The following is a 22323-nucleotide window of genomic DNA, read 5'->3' on the forward strand; positions in this document are numbered from 1 at the left end:
CGTCCTGGGTACGAAAGGCCTGAGTAACTGGCAGCCGCACTCCTTGGAGGGGGTGCCCACGCAAGGTCACCGTCACCTGCTCGGAGCTGGGGAGTGATGTCGGGGGTGCAGTATGTGGACGCCGTCCTGCCCCGGGGCAAGTCGGCCGCGGATATTCCCGCCGAGGACAAGGTGGGCGACATGCTCCAGGAGGCCGTCACCCGTGCCGCCAGGAAGTGGGGGCCTCATCTGCTCTCGAACAACGAGCTCGTTGCCATCGAAAGGGCCGAGAAGCAGGGCAAATACTGGCTGGCCCGCCTGTTGGAGCGCGAGGCCCGGGGGCGCTTCGTGGAGAACGAGGTCAGCCGTCAGTTCAAGCACCTCTACAACTTCAGCCGGAACAAGGGCGTCGATGTGGAAGTCCCGGGAGGCTTCAAGTACGAGATTCTCTCGGGGACGGAGGCGAATCTGGCGCGGCATGGCCGGCGCATGGCGGGCGAGTTCTTCCGGATGCTCACCTTCTGAAGAGGGCGATGGATGCTCTACAACAAGGTCTTCTACGAGGACCGGGTCATCGAGAACGAGCGGCTGGAGCTGACAGACAAGGGGTCGCTCTACTTCCTTGGCTCCAACGTGACGTTCCGCAACTGTACCCTCGTCCTGAAGGTCTCCGGCGGGAACCTGATCTTCGACCAGGACACGCGGTTCATCGACTGCACCTTCGAGGTGAAGCAGGAGTTGAAGAACCACCAGCAATGGGTGTTCGCCTCCCTGAAGGGATGCCGGTTCAAGGGGCGGCTATCAGGTTGCGATTTCGGGCACTGGCCTGGCTACTCGGAGAGGGCGGGGCACGGGGGCATCGAGGACTGTGATTTCTCCGAGGCCCGCATGGACGGCTGCCGCATCATGGGCTGTGACCCCGCCACCCTCCGGTTTCCCAAGTGGCCCTGCTTCACCATCTTGGACCCTATCGCGCGAGCCCCTGCGCTGCGTGGCGTCAAATGGCCAGGCGTCCATGGAGATATCCTCCCGGATACGCTCCTCAAGAATCCACCGGCGACCCGGGCACTGACCTACTACGCTCCCGCCTCCGCCAGGCTGCTCGAGACGACCCCCGAAGAGCTTCGCGCCGTCATCGAGAAGTTCGACTGCATCGTCTACTGATGGAGCCCTGCCGTGTGCGTGCGCCGGGCGCTCCGGAACGGGTGTCACTCGTCGTCAATTACGAGCGGGCTTACATGTGCCTACATTCAGGGGACGCTTCACTCGTAGCCGACTGCGAGTGAGGGGTCTCCATCCGGGTGGAAGCCGGCCGCATCCGTCCGGAAAGCTCTTGTGTTCAAGCGGGGTTGGGCGTGTTGGGGCTGGCGCTCTAAGATGCCGGACCGCATGGCCCCCCCGAACCGCCGCTCCTCCCGCAGGTCCCCTTCCGACGAGCCGCAGCAGGCTCCGCAGGACAGCACCCGCATCAAGTCCGCCAGCGCGGTGCGCCGCAATGCGCCCCGAGACGAGGAGTACGGCGCCGCCGAGGACGAGGCGTACCCGCCCGACGAGGACACGGGCGATCAGGGCTACGACGACGAGGGCACCCCGACGCCCGGCGTGGAGGATGACGACAACCCGGACGCCACGCGCGCCGGTCCGCCCCTGACGCTGGAGATCCTCGAGGGCCCGGATCAGGGCCGGAAGAAGCGCTTCCGGAGCGTCCGCATGGTCATCGGACGGGGACAGGACTGCGATCTCATGCTCCTGGACCAGTCCGTATCGCGCCGCCACGTGGAGCTGGTGTACGGCGGCGAGAGCGGCGTGATGCTGCGCGACCTCGTCAGCGGCAACGGCACCCGCGTGAATGACGAGCGCGTGGACGAGTGCAAGCTCAAGCACAACGACGTCATCGCCATCGGCCGCACGAGGATTCGCCTCATCGACGAGCAGGAGGCCGTCCGGCAGATGCGCCTCGCCGCCGAGGAGGCCGAGCGCAAGGAGAAGGAAGAGGCCGAGCGTCAGGCCAAGGAAGCGGAGGAGGCCGCGAAGAAGGCCGCCGAGGCCGGGGCCGCCGGGACCGCGGGTGACGCTGGCGCCACCCCCGAGGGCGCGGAGCCCGACGCCGAGCGCGACAAGAAGACGCAGGTGCGCGACATCCGGGACATTCCGCGCCGCAGCCCGCCCCCGCGCACCAACCTGGGCCTGCTGGCCGCCGCCGCGCTGGTGCTGCTGATCGCCCTCATCGGAGGTGGCGTGCTCTTCATCAAGCGGGGCCCGCCGCCCCCTCCGCCGCCCAACCCGAAGGAGGTGCTCGCCCAGGACCTCATGCAGCAGGCGCGCGCCGCCTTCCGCAATGGCGACTACGCCCAGGCGGTGAAGCTGGCCGAGGAGGCCGAGGCCACCTTTCCGGGCATCCCCACCCATGGCTTCCTGCAGACGGCGCGCGCGGAGCTGGCCATCGTGCAGGCCTTCGAGCAGGTGCGCCAGCTGGCCGGCGAGAACAGGTTCGAGGAGGCCCGCGCGCTGCTCTCCAAGACGCCGCACGGCACCGTGAAGACGGAGGAGATGCGCGAGAAGCTCGACGCCGAGCTGGCCACGGCGGAGGTCGCCTGGCGGGTGAAGCAGGTGGAGATGGCGCTGGATGCCCGGGACGTGGAAGGGGCCCGCGCGCTCATCCGTCAGCTCCCCATCGAGCGCCAGCCGCTCTACCTGAGCAAGCTGGAGGAGCTGGAGGCGCTGATCGCCCAGGAGGACCGGGACGCTGCCGCCCAGGATCGCGCCGCGAGGGCCGCCGCGGCCCGCCGCGCCAAGGAGCAGCGCGAGGCCTTCATCGCCGCCGCCTTCTCCCCGGTGGAGCAGCGCTTCAACGCGGGGGACTACTCGCGCGCGGCGCTCGAGTGCGACCGGGTCATCGACGCCCACTCGGATGACAAGGAGATCCGCGACCGGGCGAAGCTGCTCAAGAAGCTGCTGCCCCAGTTCGCGCGCGTCTACCAGGACGCCCAGCGCAAGGTGCAGGCCAACGCCCTGGAGTCCGCGGCCCGTCCGCTGCGCTCGGCGGCCGAGCTGTACCGGCAGATCGGCTTCAAGGGGCCCGTGGGCGACACGCTCAACGGCCAGCTCGCCGCCTCCGCCGTCGTCGCGGGCAAGGCCGCCCTGGCGCGCGGCGACCTGGCCAACGCCAACGGCTTCTTCAACGACGCCCTGCGCCTGAGCCCGGAGGACGAGAAGGCCCAGGCGGGACTGGCATCCGTCCAGGCGAAGTTGAATGACGTGTTCAGGCAGGCCTACCTCATCAAGGACCGGGAGCCCGAGGAGGCGACGGAGAAGTTCCGGCTCGTCTTCCAGCTCGCGTCCGAGGGCTCCGAGCTGAAGACGAAGGCGGAGACACAACTCCTGGCGCTCGAACAGTAGGGAGTGGGGTAGGGTCGGTGTCCATGGTTCGTGGAGGACAGGGATGAACGAGTCATCATTGCGGGAACTGGGGCTGGACCTGCTGGAGGACCGCCAGTTCGAGCGGGCGCTCGCGGTGTTCGCGGAGGCGGTGCGCCGGCTCCCGGCGGATCACCGCTCGCGGATGCTGGCGGCGCGGTGTCTGGCGGAGCTGGGAGAGCGGGAGCGGGCGGTCACCGTCTACCACGCCTGCGCCGAGGGGCTGTTGCGGCGCGACTACCTGTTGTCCGCGATGGCGGCGTGCAAGCTGGGGTTGGAGCTGGCGCCCCAGGAGCGGCGGCTGAAGGACACGCTGGTGCGGCTGCACGCTCGAGCGGCGCGCAATGTGACGGGACGGGCCTCGGTGCCTCCGCCGCTGCCGCCGGAGACGCTCTATGACGGCAAGGTGGACACGGACCTGATGGGGTTGTCCGGCGAGGAGCTGAGCGACCGGGCCATCGAGGTGCTCGCCGCGCCGGATCCGGGAGGCACGGCCAACCCGAATGATCGGCCGCCGCTGCCGCTCTTCGCGGACCTGGAGCGTGACGCGTTCATCGACCTGGTGGGCCGCATGGGCTACCGCTCCATCAAGCCCGAGGAGGTGGTGAGCCGCGAGGGCGAGGCCACGGACCGGCTGCACGTCATCGTCGCCGGCAAGGCCGAGGTGACGCGGCAGGCGGAGGGCGAGGAGCGGACGCTGGGCTTCCTCGGGGGCGGCTCCATCTTCGGAGAGCTGTCGCTGCTCACGGGCGCGCTGACCACGGCCAGCATCACCGCGGTGTCGGACATCGAGGTGTTCGAGATCCGCCGCGAGCACCTGAACGCGGTGGCCAAGAGCTTCCCGTCGATGCCGCAGGTGCTGGCCACCTTCGCTCAGAAGCGCATGGAGCGGAACGTGATGGCGACCTCGCCGCTGTTCCAGCCCATGCCCGAGTCCGAGCGGACCGCGCTCCTGCAGCGCTTCACCTTCCGGGCCCTGCAGCCCGGGGAGAAGGTGCTGGTGGAGGGCGAGCACTCGCCGGGCCTCTTCCTGGTGCTGGCGGGCGAGCTGGTGGTGCAGAAGGAGGATCCGGCGGGAGGCACGGTGCGCCTGGGCGTGCTGCGCGAGGGGGAGGTGGCGGGGGAGATCTCCCTGCTCACGGGCCTGCGCGCGACGGCCACGGTGGTGTCGGCGCGCAAGACGGCGACGTTCTTCCTCGAGCGCGCGGCGTTCCACGAGCTGGTGAAGACGTATCCGCACATCAAGAAGTACCTGGAGCAGCTCTCGGATCGCCGGCTGAAGCAGATTGGCGAGGCGTTGCGGCCCGCGGAGATCATCGACGCGGACGAGCTGCTGACGGACGGCGGCGCATGATGACGTTGTCGAGAGGGCAGGTACTGGGAGTGGTGCTGGGGCTGGTGGCGGCGGGGGCGGTGCTGGCCTTCTGGCCTCGGGAAGAGCCCGGGGTGAAGGAGGCCATCACGCGCAAGGTGGTGCAGATGACCGACGCCGCCGAGCGCAAGGACATGGCCGAGCTGATGGAGGGCGTGGCCGAGAACTTCCAGACGGGCGAGGGGTGGGACAAGCGTCAGGTGAAGAGCGTGCTGCTGGGGCAGGTGCTCCGGGGCAACTGGGTCCGCATCTTCGTGAAGGACCTGAACGTCACCGAGGTGAACCCGAGCCGCGGTGAGGTGCAGATGAAGATCATCTTCGGACGCTCGGAGACGGATCAGCTCGAGACGCTGGCGCAGGAGAGCGTGCTGAGCGCCTACCTGATCGAGGGCACATTCGAGAAGCAGGACGACGGCGAGTGGCGCATCGTGCAGGCGAAGCACCGCTCCCTGAGCCCCACCGAGCTGTTCTGAAATCCTCTCCCTCGCCCTCCGGGAGAGGGTCGGGGTGAGGGTGCCACGGGCCCCTGGTCGAGCCCGTGCCCCTACTGCAGCAGCGCGTCCGTCTCGGTCTTCCAGGCCTTGGCCATGGCGGGCTGGCCCTCGGAGGCCAGGCGCTTCTCCACATTGGTGGCCTTGGCCTTCAGTGCCTCGACGGGCGTCCCGTTCAACTGGGCGCGGCTCAACCCGAAGAAGTAGTGCTGGCAGCCCTTGGCGAACTCGCCCTTGGCGAAGAGCAGCTCACCCATGGCCTCGTATGCCTCGGGCATGGCGCCCATGCCGTTCTCCGGAGCCACCTCGGTGAGCAGCGGCCGGGCCGCGTCGTAGTCCTTGCGCGCCAGCAGCAGCGCGGCCTTGGCGTACTGCGCACGCGCCATGCCCACGCCCTTCACCGCCAGTGCCCGGTCGTACGCCGCCATCGCGTCCTCCGAGCGCGCCAGTGCCTCCATCACCTGGCCCCGCGCCAGCCAGTACCGGTCATCCCGATCCAGGGCGGCCACCGTCTTCCCCTCGGGGGCCGGCACCTGCACGTCGCGGAAGACGTTCTCGTAGCCGTCCAGCAGCGCCAGGGCGCCCTCGCCATCCCCCGCTTGCTGCAGCGCCTTCGCGCCATCCAGGTAGAGCAGGGTGGCCGTGCGCCGCTTCGCCACCGCTTCCTGGAAGGCCGTGCGCGCGCCCGCGTCCTTCTTCATCGCCAGCGCCCGCGCGCGGATGAACAGCGCATGGTGCTCTTCCGGCGACGCGGCGAGTGCCTCCCCGGCATCCTTCAGCGCCTCGTCCGTGTTCCCTCCCGTCAGCGCCAGCGCGGCCCGCACCGTCAGCGCCCGGGCCTTCAGTGCCGGGGAGAGCTCGGCCTCGCGCGCCAGCACGTCCGACACCGTCTTCGCCGCCTCCTCCCGCCCCGTGCCCTGGTACAGCCGGGCGAGTGCCAGCGAGAGCCGTGCGCGCAGGTGCTCCGGGTTGGCGGCCGTGGCCTTCTTCAGCGCCTCGGCGGCCTGGCCGTACATGCCCTCGTCCATCAGCGCCTCTCCGTGGGCCACCGGGTAGCGCGGCTCCCTCCACGCCGCCTCACTGGCCCGCGCGAAGGCCTGCCGCGCATCCGACAGCCGTCCGCGCGCCCGCAGCGCCTGCGCCTCGGCCAGCGCCAGCTTCGGGCTCTTGGCGCCCTGCGTCTTCAAGTCCTCCAGGTACTTCTCCGCCTCCGCCGCCTTCCCCTCGGCCAGCAGCACCATCGCCCGCGTGCCGTAGCGCTCGCCCGAGCGCGAGTCCAGGGCCTCGGCGCGCGCCAGTTGCTCGCGGGCCTTCGCCTCGGCCTCCGGCTGGCGGTACTCCAGCCACAGCCGCATGTTCACGTCCGCCGCCAGCGCCCGGGCATCCTTCGCGTCCGGCTCCACCTGGAAGAGGGCCTCCAGCTCCTCCAGCGCCTTGCGCAGGTCCGCCGGGTTGTCACGCTGGGCCTGCGTCCGCGCCGCCTTCATCCGCGCGTCCACCTGCTGGCGCACCTGTCCCCGGTGCACCACGTACGTCACCGCGCCCGCCAGCATCACCGCCACCACGCCCAGCTGCACCAGCGCGCCCGGCAGGCTCTCCCGCCTCCTCCCGTCCCGCGGTCCGCCGGGGCTTCCATTCGTCGGGGTCATGGAGGCTGCCTCCTGAAATTTGAATGGTTTCAGACGTTTATGGATGAGACGATGGGGTCGGCCGTAGATAGGCACGGCACCCCGAAGCGTCAACGCGGGGCACCCATCCGGGGCGGCGCGTGTGCCGCGGGGAGGACATCATGGCGCTCTACACCACCATCGACGCGGAGGCTTTCAGCCGGCTGGCGGAGGCCTACGGACTCGGCACGGTGCGCGAGTTCATCGGCATCCCCCAGGGCTCCATCAACTCCAACTACCGGCTGGTGACGGCCTCGGGCCGCTTCTTCGTGCGGCACACCACGGTGCGCTCGGCGGAGGTGCTGCGCTTCGAGGCGGAGCTGCTCGCGCTGCTCCACGAGTCCCACTGCCCCGCGCCGCGGCTCCTCCTCACGCGCGAGGGCGCTCCCTTCCTGGAGATGGAGGGGGGCCGGGTGAGTGTCTTCGCGTGGCTGGCGGGCGAGGAGCTCACCCGCGCGCAGCTCACCCCGGAGCACCTGGAGTCGCTGGGCCTGGAGCTGGGCAAGCTGCACCGCGTCACCCTGTCTTTCAGCGGCTCGCGCCCCAACCCCTACGGCCCGGAGGTGGTGGGCGGCTGGCTGGAGGAGCTCGAGCGCCACCCGGACGCGGAGCTGTCCGCCATCGCCGGAGAGCTGCGGGGCTACCTGGCCCGGGCCGAGGCGGCGCGCGGAGGCCTGGAGCCGCGCGGCATCATCCACGCGGACCTCTTCATGGACAACGTGAAGTGGCTGGGGGACCGGGTGAGCGCCTTCTTCGACTTCGAGATGGCGTGCCGGGACTTCTACGCGCTGGACGTGGCCATCACCCTCAACGCGTGGTGCTTCGACAATGGCGCCTACCGGCCGGAGCTGTGCCGGGCGCTGCTGCGCGGCTACCAGGTGGAGCGCTCCCTGGTGCCGGTGGAGCGCGAGAGCCTCTTCGGCCACGCGCTCTTCGGTGCGGTGCGTTACACCGCCAGCCGCATCCGGGATTTCCACCTGTCCGGGCTGCCGCCTGACAAATTGGCACCGAAGGACTTCCGCACCTACCTGGCCCGGGCCCGCACCCTGGCGCACATGGGGCCCGAGGGCCTGCGCGCGCTCGTCGGTGTCTGAGCGCGCGGGCCGGGCCTACCGGCTCAGAAGCCGGTGACGATGCGCCACTTCCCGTCCTCCTTCTGGAGCACCATCTGCTCCAGCTCGGAGTCGCGCTGGGGCTTGTCCAGCAGCCCCGGCGCCCGCCACGTGGCGTTCCAGTAGTAGATGACGGTGGCCACGCCGTTCTGCTTCACGTCCACCTTGCGGATGTCCATGGTCACCCGGGGCGAGTCAATCCGGGCGAAGAGGGCGGGGAGCGCCTGGGGCAGGTTGTCATAGGTGAGATCGTCCGACGGGTCCTCGGTGCCGGCGTTGTCCCGGAAGGACTTGGAGACGAGCTCCTGGAGGGCCTTGGCATCCCGGGCCTCGAGGGCCGCGCGGAAGCGCTCCATCACGTTGATGATGGCGCGGTTGTCTTCGGTGTCGGCGATCTGCGTGCCGGGAATGTTGCGGGGGGTGCAGGCGGCGAACACCAGCAGGGCACAGACGAGCAACGGACGGACATTCATGGTCGTGGAGTCTCCGTGAGGGGCAACCGCGCACGGGAAGGTGCATTCCCCGTGCCGGGAGCGAGGGGATTGAAGCCGGGTGGCTGGCGCGTCTATCGGAAAGCGTCGCGGGGCACCAGGGGGCCCCCGAAGTGGCGGTCCTCGAAGTCACAGCGCTCGGCCCACTCGGAGGTGACGGCGCGGAAGGCGGGGCCGTAGTCGGGCAGGGCGCCCACCTCGTGGCGGACGGTGCCGCAGTCCCCGGCCAGGTAGGCCGCCTGCACCCGGAGGCGGAGGGCCTCGCGGCGCAGGGCATCGGGCAGCTCGCCCTCCAGGGCCCGGGAGAGGTGGGGCAGGGCGTCCACGGGCGCGTCCACCTGGAGCAGGCGCCGGCCGAGGAGGTAGTTCAGGTAGGGGTCCTTCGGGGTGCCCTCCAGGGCGGTGGCGAGCCGCAACAGGCGCAGCTCCTCCTGTGTCTCCTGGAAGTAGGAGCGGATGGGGCCGGCGCGGGACTCGGACTCGAGCGCGGCGAGCTTCACCTGGGCGGTGCGCGTCACCTCCGGGCTGGGGGCGAGCGCGAGCACCCGCTCGAGGAAGGCCCGTGCCTGCTCCTTGTTCCCCCGCCGTGACACCGTGTCCGCCTGGGCCAGGGCCACCTCCGCCTCCAGCGAGGGCTGGCCCTTCACCTGCTCGGCGAGCGCGGCCAGCACCTGGGAGGCCTCGTCCGGCCGCTCCAGCCTGTCCAGCGCGGTGGCCTGGCCCAGCAGGAAGGAGGGCTCCTGGGGCTGGAGGCGGGCGGCGCGCTGGTACAGCTCGAGGGCCTGCTGCGGCTCGCTGGCGAGGAAGTCCCGGGCCTCCTCCTGGAGGAGGGCCACCTCGCGGGCACAGGCGCGGGAGAAGAGGCTGCCGGTGCGGAAGCGCTGGAAGGCGCGGCTCACCGTGGCCTCGTCCAGGGGCAGCGAGTCCAGGAACGTCTCCCACTCGGTGGCGAGCGCGTCCAGGGGGCGGCCGTAGGCGGCCTGGAAGTCGGCGTGGGCGTAGAGGGCGCGCAGCTTGTCCGGGCCGTAGGTGTCGGCGAGGTAGCGCAGGAAGGAGCCCACCAGCGTGTACGCGCGGGCGGGGGCGGACTGGTAGAAGCCCTCGGGGCCCACCAGCTTGCGGATGTCCGGGGCCAGCTTCTGCCGGCGCATGCCCGCGGCCCACTGGTGCAGGGTGAGATCTCCCTGGACGGCGTTGTCCGCGCCCACCGCCATGCCCTCGATGACGCCCATGAGGGGCCACACGCCCAGCCGGGTGGTGACGCGGAAGGGCGCGCTGCCCGCCGGGGCCGCCATCACGTGCGCCAGTTCGTGCTTGAGGACGGAGTGGGGGAACTCGCGTCCGTTGATGTGCAGCTCCAGGCGCCAGGGCTTGGCGAACTGGGTGCGGCCCGCGCCCACCAGCGCCTGCTTCTCCTCGTCCGAGCGGTACAGCCACACGCGGATGCGGCCCTCGGGGGCGGCGCCGAGGAAGCGCGCGAGCTGGGCGTAGCGGAACTCGATGTCCCGCGCCATCCGCTCCACCTTCTCGCGGGGCAGGCCCCGGGGGTAGACGAGCTGGACGTGCTCCGTGTCGCGCACCCCGCCGAGCCGCGCCAGCAGGGCCTCGTCCGTCATCCGCAGGCCCAGGTCCGTGCCATGCGCCTCCAGGAGGATGATGGGGACGAGCACCCCGCCGAGCAGCACGAGCGCCCCGGCGCGCAGGCGGGGGCGGCGCAGGCGGGCCTCGGGCACGTCCAGGCAGAGCACGGTGAGCGCGAGGAGGGCGAGGGAGAGGAGCAGCGTCTCCAGCCGGAACCAGAGGAGGGCGGAGGAGATGGAGAGCGCCTCGTCATAGAGGGGCCCCGGCATGTGCCCGAGGAAGTGGTTGAAGGCGTAGACCTGGGGCCCGAAGACGAGCGGCCAGGCGGTGGGCACCGCCGAGAGGAGGAAGAGCCCCAGGTAGAGGAGGACGGCGCGGCCCCAGCGGCGGGTGGCGAAGCCGCAGAAGACACCGGCGACGGCGGACAGCACCGCCGAGGGGACGGTGAGCAGGGGGTAGAAGCCCACCAGGGAGAAGGGGTCGCACCGGGTGCCGACCAGGGCGTACAGGGTGGCCGCGAGGAAGGGCGGCACCAGGACGGCCAGGTCGAGGAGCAGGGCGGGGGCCAGGGCCCTCCAGGCCATGCGGCCGGGGGTGTCCTGGCGCGGTGCGTCCGGAGCCTGCCCGGGAGCCTGTCCGGCGAGCAGGCGGCGCTCCTGGTGCACCGCGGCGATGCCCACCCCACCCCCGAGCAGACCCACGGCGATGGAGAGGGTGAGGCCCAGCTCGAAGCCGGGCACCCCGAAGAGGGGGAGGAACACGAGGGCCGAGCCGCCAGCCGCCAGGGCCCCGGCGAGCACCAGCACCGGGGGGCGCCGGAGCAGCTCTGTGGCACGGAAGAGGACTTGCCGCATGGCCTTCTCCTATACTCCCCCCAGCATGGCCGAACAGAAGACAAGCGCCGAAATCCGCCAACACACTCGAGCGCCCATCGAGTTGAAGGTGGACTACAAGAAGCTCAACTCGTTCTTCGCGGACTACACGAAGAACATCTCGAAGGGTGGCACCTTCATCAAGACGAAGAAGCCGCTGCCCATCGGGACGCGCTTCCTCTTCAAGCTCACCGTGCCCCAGCGCGAGGCGCCCTTCGAGCTGCTCGGCGAGGTCGTCTGGTCCAAGGGCGACGCCGAGGAGCCCGGCATGGGCATCCGCTTCATCTACAACGACGACCGCCAGCGCGGCGAGTTCGAGGGCGTGGTGGAGCGGTTGATGGCGGACAGCCTCGGCACGCAGCTGACGGAGAAGCTGCTCAACAAGCAGCTCCACCAGGGTTGAGCCGGCGCTGGCCGCGCGGGCCGTGGGCCGTGCTGCTGTTGCTGATGGCCTGGGAGGCTCCCGAGGCCAGGGACAAGCCATCCCCGCCAGTGGGTAGGGGCCGGAAGGTGTTGGACGTGGATGCGAAGGAATACGTAGGAGCCACGCTGCCGAGGGCCTGGGTGCTGCTCGAGGACGCCGCGGGCGGTGTGCACCGGGTGGACGTGGAGGTGGCCGCCACGCCGGAGTCGCGCACGCGCGGGCTGATGTGGCGCCAGGAACTGCCCGCCGGGCAGGGCATGCTCTTCATCTTCCCGGAGGAAGAGGTCCAGAGCTTCTGGATGCGCAACACGCTCATCCCGCTGGACATGATCTTCATCGACTCGGCGGGGAAGATCGTCGGCATCGTCGAGAACGCCCAGCCGCGTACGCTCACCTCGCGCTCGGTGGGACGGCCCGGACGCTACGTGCTGGAGGTGCCCGGCGGTTGGAGCAGGGCCCACGGCCTCGAGCGCGGTGGCACCGTGCGCTTCCAGGGCCTGGAGTCCATTCGCGTCGTGCCGTGATGAAGATGTGACCCCCTTCTCAAGGGAACGCCACACGGTGCTCGCAGGATGCGCGCGCCCGTGCCCGAACGGCGGGCGTTTCCACGACTCCGAGGAAGGTTTCACTCATGTCTTCTCGTTTTCTGGGGCTCGCCACGAGCGCGCTCCTGCTGGGTAGCGCCCTGGCCGGAGTCGGCTGCCAGGGTGTGCAGGGTCCCCCGGGCGCCGATGGCAGGGATGGCGTCAACGGCACCAACGGCGCTCCGGGCACTCCGGGAGCGGACGGTGCTCCGGGCACTCCGGGAGCGGACGGTGCTCCGGGCTCGCAGGGCCCCACGGGTGCCGAGGGCCGTACGCCGTTGGATCCCACCACGCCGCTGTCCTCCATGGTGGCCGTCAACTTCGTGGGCGGGGAGGGCGCGACGAACCTGGTGGACCTGGTGAAGCGCCGCGTGGACCTCCAGGCGCGGGGCACGGCCACGGACGGCTTCCCGCTGACGGCCGCCGCCACGGACACCGTGCGCACGGTGCCGGGGCTGAGCTCCAACGTGGTGGTGCGCTGGCTGGAGCCGCTCACCTTCAAGAGCTACGACGCGAAGACGTCGCCGCGCTTCGGCGCCAACGCGGACTACATCGCCTACTTCGGTGACGGCTGGCAGGGAGCGGGCGCGCCCCAGTTCAACGGCAGCGGCGGCGCGGGCTGGGTGTGGGTGAACCACGAGTACATCTCCAACAGCCGTCCCACGCCGAGCACCGGCGCGTCGGGCCAGCACCACGTCCTGGCGCGCTTCCTGCGCTACGTGGGCGTGCTCAACAACGACGTCAACGCCTCCCGGTGGGCGGACGCGGACCTGCAGACCTACACGCAGCAGTACAAGCGCCAGGTGGGCGGCTCCTGGTTCCGCGTGGTGAAGGACTACGCCACCCACCAGTGGCAGGTGGATCGGGGCGCGGCGGCGAAGCGCTTCGACGCCACGAGCGGCACGCTGCTCAAGGTGGTGGGCCAGCCACTGTCCGGCCTGGACCACAAGGACGACGGCACCGAGCTGCCCGAGGGCGTGGTCGTGGGCACCCAGGCCAACTGCTCCGGCGGCCAGACGCCGTGGGGCACCATCTTCTCCGGCGAGGAGAACGTCCAGGACTACTACGGGGACCTGGAGTCGGGCTGGAGCGGCCAGAACTTCCGGCCCCGGACGACGGACCCGGTGACCACCAACCCCTTCGCGGCGGGCGCCAACGTGTCGCCCCTCTTCGCCGCGGAGAAGTCGGGTCAGTTCAGCCCGACGCCCAACGAGGACACGGCCTCGAGGAACGCGCGCCACGCGCGGGACATGAACGGCTATCTGGCGGAGATCGATCCCGAGGCGGCCCCGGATGAGTACTACGGGAAGACCACGGCGGGCGTGGGCCACCGCAAGCTGGGCGGCATGGGCCGCGCGCATTGGGAGAACGCCACCTTCGCGGTGGGCGCGGACTGGAAGCTCCTCCCTGGCGAGCCCATCGTCGTCTACGGCGGTGACGACCGGCGCAGCGGAGGCATCTACAAGTTCGTCAGCAAGGGCGTCTACACCGCGGGCATGACGCGCGCGGAGATCCGCCAGTTGCTGGATGAGGGCACGCTCTACGTGGCCCACTTCGCCAACCTGGACAACGCCAGCGGCATCGACACCGTGGGCGGCGCGCCGGGCGAGGGCAGGTGGATCCGCCTGTCGGTGGACAACGACGAGGACAAGGCGCCCAACGCCGGCCAGGCCATGCCGTACGCGGGCAACGCGGAGGAGCTCACCCTGCCGGACCTGACGGTGGGCCAGGCGCTGCGTGACGTGAGCTACAACGGCATGGGCGGCTTCCCCACGGACGCCGACGTCCGGCGCGCGCTCTTCACCGCCACCATGAAGATCGGCGTGAAGGAGCTCAACCGGCCCGAGGATCTCGACTGGAACCCGAAGGACCCGAGCGGCACGCCGACGCTCTACGTGGCCTTCACGCAGCACGGCCAGCAGACGGCGCTGCGCCAGAACGGCACCCTCATCACCGCCGCGCTGGACAAGGCCAACAACACGTGGGTGGCGCGCACGCGCACCACGTACAAGGGCGTGGACGAGACCAAGGCGCGCACGGACACCACGGGCGCCATCTTCGCCATTCGCGAGACCGACGCGGCCCACCCGGGCGCCTCGAAGACGTTCAGCTTCGAGCGCGTGTGGAAGGGCTCGAAGGTGACGCCGGGCACGGACCAGACGTACGTGGCGGCCAACCCGGACAACCTCGCCATCGACCGCGAGGGCGGCGTGTGGTTCGGCACGGACGGCAACTACGGCGCCAGCGGCAACAGCTCCGCGGACGCGCTCTACTACCTGGACCTGGATCCGGCCCACAAGACGGGCGCCGACGGCGTGGTCGCGCCCACCTTCGGCAAGGCCTTCCGCGTGGTGGCGACGCCCAGCGATGCCGAGGCCACCGGCCCCGCGTTCAGCTCGGACATGAAGACGCTGTTCTTCAGCGTCCAGCACCCGGGCGAGGACACCTTCAGCAGTTGGCCCGCGAAGTAGGCGGTCACGCAGTCACGCGGCAGGGAGCTCGCTTCGGATGTTCCGTCGTTTCGTGAAGAGCGGCGCGCGAGGGGCCTTCATCGCCCCCGCGCTTCTGGCGGTGCTGGCGGCCGGGGCCCTCGTGGGGCGGAGGCCGGCGTACGATCCGCTCGCCCAGGCGAGGGCGGTGGGGATGCGCATCGAGAACCGGGAGGCTCCGATTCCCTCGATGTGCTACACGAAGACGGACGGCGTGGCGAACCCCTGCTGGACGTGTCACACGGGAGGCGTCGGCCTCAACGGCATGGACGATGCCGCCCTGCAGTCCGAGTACGCCTTCTCGGACGTGGGGATGACGAACCACTGGACGAACCTCTTCGCGGACCGCTCGGCGGCGGTGGCGCGCATCTCGGACGACGAGGTGCTCGCGTACATCCGCGAGGACAACTACTCACCGCTGCGCGAGGCGCTGGAGCGGCTCGAGGGCTACCCGGGCTACACGCCGGACCTGGACTTCGCGAAGGGCTTCGACGAGGACGGCTTCGCGCGCGATGGCAGCGGCTGGCGGGCGCTGCGCTACAAGCCCTTCCTGGGCACCTTCTGGCCCACCAACGGCAGCACGGATGACGTCTTCATCCGTCTGCCACCGGCCTTCCGGCGGGACGCGGCGGGCAGGCCGTCGCGGGACGTGTACCGCATCAACCTGTCCATCCTCGAAGCAGCGATGACGGCCGAGCCCACCGAGTCGCGGCCGGAGAAGCTGCGCCGCACGGTGGAGCCGCTGGACGAGCGCGTGGCTGGAGTGGACCTGGACCGGGACGGGCAGCTCTCCGCGGAGGTGACGGAGCTGATCGGCCTGCCGGCGACGTACGTGGGAGGCGCGGGGAAGGAGCCGGTGGCCACCAACGTGTACCCGGGCGGCACCGAGTTCCTCCACTCCGTGCGCTACGTGGATCCGGACGAGCCCGCGCTGCTGGCCACACGCATGAAGGAGCTGCGCTACATGCGCAAGGTGGGGGGCTCTGACACCTGGCGCACGCTGAACGTGTACGAGGAGGAGAAGGACAAGAAGATGCGCGGCCTGCTGCCGGTGTACGCGGGCACGCCGGACGTGGGGCTGCTCAACGACTTCGGCTGGCAACTCCAGGGGTTCATCGAGGACGCCGAGGGCCGGTTGCGCCTGCAGACGATGGAGGAGCACCTGTACTGCATGGGCTGCCACGGCAACCTGGGCGTGACGGTGGACCAGACGTTCGCCTTCGTGCGCAAGGTGCCGGGCCGGGAGGGCTGGCGGTACCAGGACCTGCGCGGGATGAAGGACGTACCGCAGCGGGGCCACGTGGACCCCGAGGTGCTGACGTACTTCCAGCGGGTGAAGGGGGGCGACGAGTTCCGCGCCAACGAGGAGATCCTCACGCGTTTCTTCCCGGGCGGGGTGCTGGACGAGGCCACGGTGCGCCGGGCGGCGAGGGGAGGGGACAAGGACCTCGCCTTCCTGGTGAGCCCCTCGCGCGAGCGGGCGCTGGCGCTGGACAAGGCGTACCTCGCGTTGGTGCGGGAGCAGTCCTTCATCAAGGGCCGGGACACGCTGCTGGCGCCCCCGAGGAACGTGCACCAGACGCTGGAGAACGGCTCCACCGGCCTGGAGGACGCGGGCCGCGTCTATCCGGACGGGCGGCTGCACCTGGACTGGGAGTGAGCAGGCGGGCTCCGTGACGCGGATGTCACCCGGGGCTTGTTGCGGCAGCAGGACATTCGAATATTGTGATGTCGTTATGTCCGCCGCTGTCTCCACGTTGGATGTCCGTCAGGCCTCCCGCTTCTTCAAGGCGCTCGGGGACGAGACGCGGCTGCGCATCGTCGCGCTGCTCTCCCATGGGGAGCTGTGCGTCTGTCACTTCGAGTCGGCGCTGGGCCTGTCCCAGCCCAACGCGTCGCGGCAGCTCGGCGTGTTGCGCTCGGTGGGCATCGTCGAGTCGCGCCGGGAGGGCAGCTGGGTCTACTACCGGCTGGCCCCTCAGTTGGACGAGTTCTGCAAGCAGCAGCTCAAGACGCTGGTCTCCGCCTTCGGCCGGCGCGAGGTGCTGAGGCAGGACGTGGAGCGCCTGCTGGCGGCGCGAGGCCCCGATTCATGCCGGTGAGGCGCGCCTCGCTGGCTCCTCTCTCCTGGAGCTCCTTCTCACCATGACCACCACGGCGGCGGCCTCCGACAGCATCGTCAGGAAACTCTCCTTCATCGACCGGCTCCTGCCGGTGTGGATCTTCGCCGCCATGGCGCTGGGCATCGGGTTGGGGAGGGCCTTCCCGGACCTCGGCGCGAGGCTGGACACGGTGAAGCTGGACACGGTGTCGCTGCCCATCGCGCTCGGGCTGCTGTGGATGATGTACCCGGTGCTGGCGAAGGTGCGCTACGGCGAGCTGGGCCGGCTGCGCTCGCGAGGCAGGCTCTTCGGCGTCTCGCTCCTGCTCAACTGGGTGGTGGGGCCGGTGCTGATGTTCGCGCTGGCGTGGCTGCTGCTGCCGGACCTGCCGCACTACCGCACGGGCCTCATCCTCATCGGCCTGGCGCGCTGCATCGCCATGGTGCTGGTGTGGAACATGCTCGCCTGCGGCAGCAACGAGCTGGCGGCGGTGCTGGTGGCGCTCAACTCCGTCTTCCAGATTCTCTTCTACTCGGTGCTCGGCTGGTTCTTCATCACCGTGGTCCCTGGCTGGCTCGGGGCCGAGGGCTCCGCCTTCGATGTGTCCATGTGGAGCATCGCGAAGAGCGTGCTCATCTTCCTCGGTGTGCCGCTGGCCGCGGGAGCGCTGACCCGCATCGGGCTCTCCCGGCTCAGGGGCGAGGAGTGGTACGAGACGAAGTTCCTCCCCCGCCTGGGGCCCACCGCGCTGCTCGGGCTGCTCTACACCATCGTGCTGATGTTCGCGATGCAGGGGGAGAAGATCACCCGCCTGCCGATGGACGTGGTGCGCATCTCCCTCCCATTGCTGCTCTACTTCATCATCATGTTCGCCTCGGCCTTCTTCCTCTCGCGCAAGCTGGGCTTCAGCTACGAGGAGACGGCTTCGCTGTCCTTCACCGCGGCGGGCAACAACTTCGAGCTGGCCATCGCTGTGGCGGTGGGCGTGTTCGGCATGGCCTCGGGCGAGGCGCTGGCGGGGGTGGTGGGGCCGCTCATCGAGGTGCCCGCGCTCATCGCGCTCGTCTATCTGTCGCTGTGGCTGCGGCGCCGGTTCTTCCCGGGGGCGGAGTCCACCGTGCTGCCCCGCCGCTTCGGTGGCCCGAAGTAGCCCCTGTCCAGGAGAGAGCATGAAGACGGTCATCTTCGCCTGTGTCCACAACGCCGGCCGCTCGCAGATGGCGGCGGCCTTCTTCAACGCGCTGGCCGATCCCCAGAAGGCCCGGGGTGTGTCCGCCGGCACGCAGCCCGGGGAGCGCGTACACCCGGAGGTCCAGTCCGCCATGGCCGAGTTGGGCATCGACCTGTCGGGAGCGAAGCCCCAGCGGCTCACGGACGAGCTGGCCCGGGACGCGCAGTGGCTCATCACCATGGGCTGTGGCGAGGCCTGTCCGCATGTGCCCGGGCTGAAGCGCGACGACTGGCCGCTGGAGGATCCCAAGGGCAAGCCGGTGGAGCGCGTGCGGCGGATTCGCGACGAGGTGCGCGCGCGCGTGTCGGCCTTCCTGGCCCGTGAGGGCTGGCTCGTACAGGAGCGCACCCCGCGGGGGACGCTGACGGCCTATCCTGGAGATACTTGATTTTTCAGGAACACTCGTCTTGGCTCTCCGGCCGCAATCCGCCTCCCTCCGGAGAATCCATGATGAAGCGGTTCCAGGCAGTTGCATTCATTCTCAGCCTCGCCGTGGGAGTGCTCGTGGCGCCCACGCCCGCGCGGGCGCAGCAGTACACCCACCGGGTTCTGCGCGCCTGCAACGCCTGGGGCTACTCCAGCACCAAATTCTACGCGGCCAACGGGTGGGAGAGCCGCGAGCTGGGCTGGTGGCAGATTCCCGCCGGGTCGATCATCAGCGTCACCGTCTATACCAGCAACAAGCAGTGGTCCGACTATGGCTATTCCAACCAGCGCGCGCCCATCGAGCGCTGGAACAACGGCGCTCCGCTCCATGTCTATAGTTGGGACTCGGGCTCAAGCGCGTCCGTCCAGCGTGCGAGCCACCACTGGCGTCAGGGCAAGGCCAAGGACAAGAAGGGGCGCATCTTCAGCCAGACCGTGCAGGTCTCGGTGTCCGACTACTACCGGGTATGGCCGGGCACCCGCGGGTACGGCACCGACTATGTCACCGCCTGGGTGAAGGTCTACCCCGCCGCGGGACACGCTGGCTACGACGCCGACTGTGTGCAGTTCTGGCGCAACGACAATCACGACAACGACATCGCGTTCGACACGCTCGATTACGCCCACGGTCTGGCGGGCGATGGCCAGAACTGCGAGGCGGTGTTCGGTGGCCTGCTCGGCAGGACGTGTCCCGCTGACGGCAATGACCCGACGGGCTTCATGCGGGATGCCTATGGCTGGACGGCGATGAAGGCGAACCCGGGCGCCCACGCCCACGACACGTGCTGCACGAAGAGCCACGCGGCCGTCACCGGTGTGGGCGCCGACGTGTGCGCCGGCAGCGGAGGCTACGGTGAATCCAAGTATCCGCTCGACCACGCCCAGTCCAGGCCGGATCTCTGTAGCTGGGAGTGGGACCGCGCCGTCGAGTGCCAGAACAAGGGCGACTGCGCGCGCTGGCTCTATACGGATCCCGCCGAGGGATGGGCGTTCGGCCACGACTTCGCGTACACCGGGGGCTACCGCACCGCGCAGTGGGGCTCGGGCAGTGACGGGCCCTCGGGAACCGACATCGAGACGAGCGGCTATTTCTACGAGCGCACCGGGGCGCAGGGCTACAAGACGGGCGGCACCGTGTCGTCCGCCTACGCCTTGTTCGACTGGGCGTGCCAGGGCGGCTACTGCGATGCCAACCAGTACGAGCTGAACCCGGCGTGGTGGAGCGGCAATACGTGCAAGTGCACGTCGTCCTCCGACACCTACCGGTGGGGATGGGTTCACTGATGCACTTCATGAGCAGCCGCCGGAACAAAGCCCTCCTCGCCCTCGCGGGCTTCGCCGCGCTCGCCCTCCTGAGCTGGTTCTTCCAGCGCGAGGAGCAGGCGGTTCCACTGTCCGCCGGGCCGGTGGACACCTCGCCTGTCGAGCCGCACGCTGGGAGGGAGCCGCTCTGGCAGAAGCCCTCCATGCTGGCACCGCGTGGCCCCGGGCCGCAGCCCTCGGGAGAGCCGGTGCCACCCATCGCGAGGCTGCCACCACCGGCGGCGCCGGTCATCGAAGAGGTCTCCGCCGACAAGACGTCCGTCTGCTTCAACGAGGACGTCCTGGTGACCGTCAAGGCGCGCACGCCTGGTGGAGCCGATGATGCCTTCCTCCGCTACCGCGTCGGCGGCGAGGCGGGCCCCGTCGTCTCCCTGCGCCGCCTCTCCCTGTCCTCCAAGGGGGGGCTTCCCGAGCGCGGCGGCTACACGGTGAGCGTGACGGGCCGTGACGGCACCCACGCCACCGTCCCGCTGCCGGACATCGAGGTGAAGGACTGCCGTCTCCCCAATGAGTTCGAGCTCGTGCACTCCCTGGAGCCCGGCAGCGGGGACGTCGTGCGCCTGACGGCCTCGCCGATCGGCCACAACCCCGACATCGACTCCTTCCTGGCGAAGGGGCGGGATGAGAATCCGCGCTTCCACCCGGTCCGGTACGTCTGGTCATTCGATGATGGCACGACGGTGGAGACCACGGAGGGCACGGTCGTCCACGACTTCAGCGCGCGTGCGCAGACGGCCCTGTACTCGTACTTCCTCGTGCGGTGCGAGGCCTTCGACGCGAAGGGAGACTCGCTCGGTGCCAGCAAGGCCCTCGAGCTGAAGAATCCCGCGTTCGAGGTGTTCATGACGAAGGGGACGGTGCGGCTGCTGGCCCAGCCGGGGCCCGCGACGGCGGACGGCGAAGGGCGGCTCACTGTGCCGGTCCGGCTCTGGCACCAGTGGGGCACCCCCATCACCGTGAAGGCGGTGAAGCTGCGCCGCCACCGGGGCCTGGAGCTTCAACACGCGGACGAGCGCAACCCACCGTCCAGGCCGGCCGTGGAAGAGCTCTTCCCGGACCACGTGCTCGGCGCCTCGCGGATTGCCTCGGGTGGAATCCTCACCCAGATCCAATTCGAGCCGGAGCGCGACCGGGAGGTCGTCGCCAAGGAGTTCCGGCTGGAGGGAGAGACGGCCGAGGGGTGGCCCGTGAAGGGGAGCTTCATGGCCATTCGCCCCGGTTTGGACCCGGTGGTCCGCCGCATGCTGGTGGATGGCGAGTGGCGTTCGAAGGTGCTCCGCGCCCGCGCCCACCTGGACAAGGCGGACGTCACCGAGAAGGAGGTGATGGACCTGGAGGGGGAGGGCCTCTACGTGGAGCTTCCCCGGGCCTTCCGCGGGACGCCGCCGCCAGGCTTCTCCGCGCCCGTGCCGGTCGCCCAGGCGGAGGAGTGGTAGGGGGGGATTTACGTTGCAGTCGTCGTCAACCTGATTGGGAGTACAACGACAGAAACAGGGCTACGCATTCAGGCGGCACTCGATACGCTCGATACGGAGGAATACCCGACGGGCGTGAAGGTGAGCGATGAAGACATGCAGTCGCTGCACCTCGAACGCGAGAGCTTGTTCCCGCGACACCCAAAGCACCCACCCCCCTCCAGGTGCGCGACCTGCTCGAGCGTTCCGCGAAGGATCTCGGGCCTCCGGGCCATGACGCGGCGTTCGGCTTCGGCCTGGTGCAGGTCCGGGCCGCGTTGGAGCTGATGGCACGGGAGGACCCCTGACAGGACAGAGGTGGTGAAGCGGGCTCGTTCCAGTTGAGGCACGAGGGGCTGGAGGGCGCTCAGGCAGGCACGAGGCTGGCTGGTGTGCGTCCGAGGCCAGCGAGCGCTGCTCGAATGCATCGGTTGGCAGCCCGCTGGGGGCTCGACGGACGGGCGGTGTCACCTGCCGTGAAGGTGCACAACGTCGCGACATGCGAGCTCTCACCCATGACGGACCGTATCGAGTCTCCGTACGCAACAAACCCGAGCCGAAGATCGAGCATCCCCAGGACGGCATCGTCCGCGTGACGAGCGCGGCGATCTGCGGCTCCGACCTCCACCTGCTGCACGGGCTCGTCCCGGACACCCGCATCGGGTTCACGTTCGGCCACGAGTTCACGGGCATCGTGGAGGAGGTGGGCCCGGGGGCCCAGGGCATCAAGAAGGGCGACCGGGTGATGCTGCCGTTCCAGATCTTCTGTGGCGGCTGCTACTACTGCACGCGGGGTCTAACGGCGTGCTGCGAGAACACCAACCCGGCCACCGACGCGGGCACCGGTATCTACGGCTACTCGCACACCATGGGCGGCTACGACGGCGGCCAGGCCGAGTATGTCCGCGTGCCCTTCATCGGCGTGGACGCCGAGAAGATCCCCGAGGACGTCGAGGACCTGGACGCCCTGCCCATCACGGACGCGTACACCACCGGCTACCAGGCCGCCGAGATGTGCGATCTCAAGGGCGGTGAGACGGTCCTGGTGCTCGGGTGCGGCCCGGTGGGCCTGTTCGCGATGTGGTCGGCCTGGGCCATGGGCGCGGGCCGGGTCATCGCCGTCGACCATGTCGACTACCGGCTCGAGTTCGCCCGGAGCTGGCTGGGCGTCGAGACGCTCAACTTCAAGGACCTGGACCTCGTCACCACGGTGAAGGGGATGACGGAAGGCCGCGGCGCGGATGCCACCATCGAGGCGGTGGGCTGCGAGGCCGCGGGCGGGCCGATGCATCGCGCGCTGGGCATCCG

General features: G+C 69.8%; 18 protein-coding genes and 3 pseudogenes. 18 read left to right on the forward strand and 3 right to left on the reverse strand.

Going from position 1 to position 22323, the window contains the following annotated elements:
- Positions 1–126 precede the first annotated feature (126 nt).
- The 5 genes and pseudogenes from AC16DP_RS39760 to AC16DP_RS39780 form a co-directional block, all read left to right on the forward strand.
- Positions 127–504: pseudogene (locus AC16DP_RS39760) on the forward strand (AHH domain-containing protein); the annotation flags it as partial.
- A 12-nt stretch (positions 505–516) separates the two neighbouring features.
- Entirely contained in the window at positions 517–1143 is a 627-nt protein-coding gene (locus AC16DP_RS39765; protein WP_329731981.1) for a hypothetical protein, read from the forward strand.
- A gap of 225 nt (positions 1144–1368) precedes the next feature.
- Entirely contained in the window at positions 1369–3378 is a 2010-nt protein-coding gene (locus AC16DP_RS39770) for an FHA domain-containing protein (protein ID WP_329731982.1), read from the forward strand.
- A gap of 43 nt (positions 3379–3421) precedes the next feature.
- On the forward strand, positions 3422–4750 hold the full coding sequence (locus AC16DP_RS39775) for a cyclic nucleotide-binding domain-containing protein (RefSeq protein WP_329731983.1): 1329 nt from the start codon (positions 3422–3424) through the stop codon (positions 4748–4750).
- Positions 4747–5241 (forward strand): hypothetical protein, encoded by a 495-nt coding sequence (locus AC16DP_RS39780; protein ID WP_329731984.1) that lies wholly within the window; start codon positions 4747–4749, stop codon positions 5239–5241. Before AC16DP_RS39775 ends, AC16DP_RS39780 begins: the two co-directional genes overlap by 4 nt.
- Before the next feature lie 71 nt (positions 5242–5312).
- Here the strand turns inward: AC16DP_RS39780 and AC16DP_RS39785 are convergent, their stop codons facing one another.
- Positions 5313–6908, reverse strand: coding sequence for a tetratricopeptide repeat protein (locus tag AC16DP_RS39785; RefSeq protein ID WP_329731985.1), 1596 nt, complete (start codon positions 6906–6908; stop codon positions 5313–5315).
- 140 nt (positions 6909–7048) lie between these two features.
- Between AC16DP_RS39785 and AC16DP_RS39790 the strand changes: the two genes are divergently transcribed.
- Entirely contained in the window at positions 7049–8020 is a 972-nt protein-coding gene (locus AC16DP_RS39790; protein ID WP_329731986.1) for a homoserine kinase, read from the forward strand.
- Between the two features lie 23 nt (positions 8021–8043).
- Here AC16DP_RS39790 and AC16DP_RS39795 read toward each other — a convergent pair whose 3' ends face one another.
- On the reverse strand, positions 8044–8511 hold the full coding sequence (locus AC16DP_RS39795; protein WP_329731987.1) for a YybH family protein: 468 nt from the start codon (positions 8509–8511) through the stop codon (positions 8044–8046).
- A 92-nt stretch (positions 8512–8603) separates the two neighbouring features.
- Entirely contained in the window at positions 8604–10964 is a 2361-nt protein-coding gene (locus tag AC16DP_RS39800; RefSeq protein ID WP_329731988.1) for a hypothetical protein, read from the reverse strand.
- On the opposite strand from AC16DP_RS39800, the gene AC16DP_RS39805 reads away from it, so the two are divergent.
- The 12 genes and pseudogenes from AC16DP_RS39805 to AC16DP_RS39860 all read left to right on the forward strand — a co-directional run.
- Complete coding sequence (locus AC16DP_RS39805) at positions 10963–11385, forward strand: TIGR02266 family protein (protein ID WP_414640779.1); 423 nt, start codon at positions 10963–10965, stop codon at positions 11383–11385. The genes AC16DP_RS39800 and AC16DP_RS39805 overlap by 2 nt on opposite strands.
- Positions 11386–11429: 44 nt before the next feature.
- A complete protein-coding gene (locus tag AC16DP_RS39810; protein ID WP_414640781.1) occupies positions 11430–11930 on the forward strand; it encodes a DUF192 domain-containing protein in 501 nt (166 codons plus the stop codon).
- 107 nt (positions 11931–12037) lie between these two features.
- Complete coding sequence (locus AC16DP_RS39815; RefSeq protein WP_329731990.1) at positions 12038–14461, forward strand: alkaline phosphatase PhoX; 2424 nt, start codon at positions 12038–12040, stop codon at positions 14459–14461.
- A 37-nt stretch (positions 14462–14498) separates the two neighbouring features.
- A complete protein-coding gene (locus AC16DP_RS39820) occupies positions 14499–16139 on the forward strand; it encodes a hypothetical protein (RefSeq protein ID WP_329731991.1) in 1641 nt (546 codons plus the stop codon).
- A gap of 76 nt (positions 16140–16215) precedes the next feature.
- Entirely contained in the window at positions 16216–16581 is a 366-nt protein-coding gene (locus AC16DP_RS39825) for an ArsR/SmtB family transcription factor (RefSeq protein WP_329731992.1), read from the forward strand.
- Between the two features lie 43 nt (positions 16582–16624).
- Positions 16625–17731, forward strand: coding sequence for an ACR3 family arsenite efflux transporter (gene arsB, locus AC16DP_RS39830; RefSeq protein ID WP_329731993.1), 1107 nt, complete (start codon positions 16625–16627; stop codon positions 17729–17731).
- Between the two features lie 19 nt (positions 17732–17750).
- A complete protein-coding gene (locus AC16DP_RS39835) occupies positions 17751–18200 on the forward strand; it encodes an arsenate-mycothiol transferase ArsC (protein ID WP_329731994.1) in 450 nt (149 codons plus the stop codon).
- A gap of 59 nt (positions 18201–18259) precedes the next feature.
- Complete coding sequence (locus AC16DP_RS39840; RefSeq protein WP_329731995.1) at positions 18260–19522, forward strand: hypothetical protein; 1263 nt, start codon at positions 18260–18262, stop codon at positions 19520–19522.
- A gap of 8 nt (positions 19523–19530) precedes the next feature.
- Positions 19531–20997 (forward strand): hypothetical protein, encoded by a 1467-nt coding sequence (locus AC16DP_RS39845; RefSeq protein WP_329731996.1) that lies wholly within the window; start codon positions 19531–19533, stop codon positions 20995–20997.
- 18 nt (positions 20998–21015) lie between these two features.
- Positions 21016–21162 (forward strand): annotated as a pseudogene (locus AC16DP_RS39850) (ISAzo13-like element transposase-related protein); the annotation flags it as partial.
- A 38-nt stretch (positions 21163–21200) separates the two neighbouring features.
- Positions 21201–21323 carry a hypothetical protein gene (locus tag AC16DP_RS39855; RefSeq protein WP_329731997.1) on the forward strand — a complete coding sequence of 41 codons (123 nt, stop codon included), beginning with the start codon at positions 21201–21203 and terminating at the stop codon, positions 21321–21323.
- 191 nt (positions 21324–21514) lie between these two features.
- Positions 21515–22321: pseudogene (locus AC16DP_RS39860) on the forward strand (alcohol dehydrogenase catalytic domain-containing protein); the annotation flags it as partial.
- Between the last annotated feature and the right edge of the window lie 2 nt (positions 22322–22323).

Source organism: Archangium sp. (genome assembly GCF_057119385.1).

Coding starts and splice junctions, on each gene's coding strand:
- AC16DP_RS39765 (WP_329731981.1), top strand. CDS start 517: ATGCTCTACAACAAGGTCTTCTACGAGGACCGGGTCATCGAGAACGAG.
- AC16DP_RS39770 (WP_329731982.1), top strand. CDS start 1,369: ATGGCCCCCCCGAACCGCCGCTCCTCCCGCAGGTCCCCTTCCGACGAG.
- AC16DP_RS39775 (WP_329731983.1), top strand. CDS start 3,422: ATGAACGAGTCATCATTGCGGGAACTGGGGCTGGACCTGCTGGAGGAC.
- AC16DP_RS39780 (WP_329731984.1), top strand. CDS start 4,747: ATGATGACGTTGTCGAGAGGGCAGGTACTGGGAGTGGTGCTGGGGCTG.
- AC16DP_RS39785 (WP_329731985.1), bottom strand. CDS start 6,908: ATGACCCCGACGAATGGAAGCCCCGGCGGACCGCGGGACGGGAGGAGG.
- AC16DP_RS39790 (WP_329731986.1), top strand. CDS start 7,049: ATGGCGCTCTACACCACCATCGACGCGGAGGCTTTCAGCCGGCTGGCG.
- AC16DP_RS39795 (WP_329731987.1), bottom strand. CDS start 8,511: ATGAATGTCCGTCCGTTGCTCGTCTGTGCCCTGCTGGTGTTCGCCGCC.
- AC16DP_RS39805 (WP_414640779.1), top strand. CDS start 10,963: ATGGCCTTCTCCTATACTCCCCCCAGCATGGCCGAACAGAAGACAAGC.
- AC16DP_RS39800 (WP_329731988.1), bottom strand. CDS start 10,964: ATGCGGCAAGTCCTCTTCCGTGCCACAGAGCTGCTCCGGCGCCCCCCG.
- AC16DP_RS39810 (WP_414640781.1), top strand. CDS start 11,430: ATGGCCTGGGAGGCTCCCGAGGCCAGGGACAAGCCATCCCCGCCAGTG.
- AC16DP_RS39815 (WP_329731990.1), top strand. CDS start 12,038: ATGTCTTCTCGTTTTCTGGGGCTCGCCACGAGCGCGCTCCTGCTGGGT.
- AC16DP_RS39820 (WP_329731991.1), top strand. CDS start 14,499: ATGTTCCGTCGTTTCGTGAAGAGCGGCGCGCGAGGGGCCTTCATCGCC.
- AC16DP_RS39825 (WP_329731992.1), top strand. CDS start 16,216: ATGTCCGCCGCTGTCTCCACGTTGGATGTCCGTCAGGCCTCCCGCTTC.
- arsB (WP_329731993.1), top strand. CDS start 16,625: ATGACCACCACGGCGGCGGCCTCCGACAGCATCGTCAGGAAACTCTCC.
- AC16DP_RS39835 (WP_329731994.1), top strand. CDS start 17,751: ATGAAGACGGTCATCTTCGCCTGTGTCCACAACGCCGGCCGCTCGCAG.
- AC16DP_RS39840 (WP_329731995.1), top strand. CDS start 18,260: ATGATGAAGCGGTTCCAGGCAGTTGCATTCATTCTCAGCCTCGCCGTG.
- AC16DP_RS39845 (WP_329731996.1), top strand. CDS start 19,531: ATGAGCAGCCGCCGGAACAAAGCCCTCCTCGCCCTCGCGGGCTTCGCC.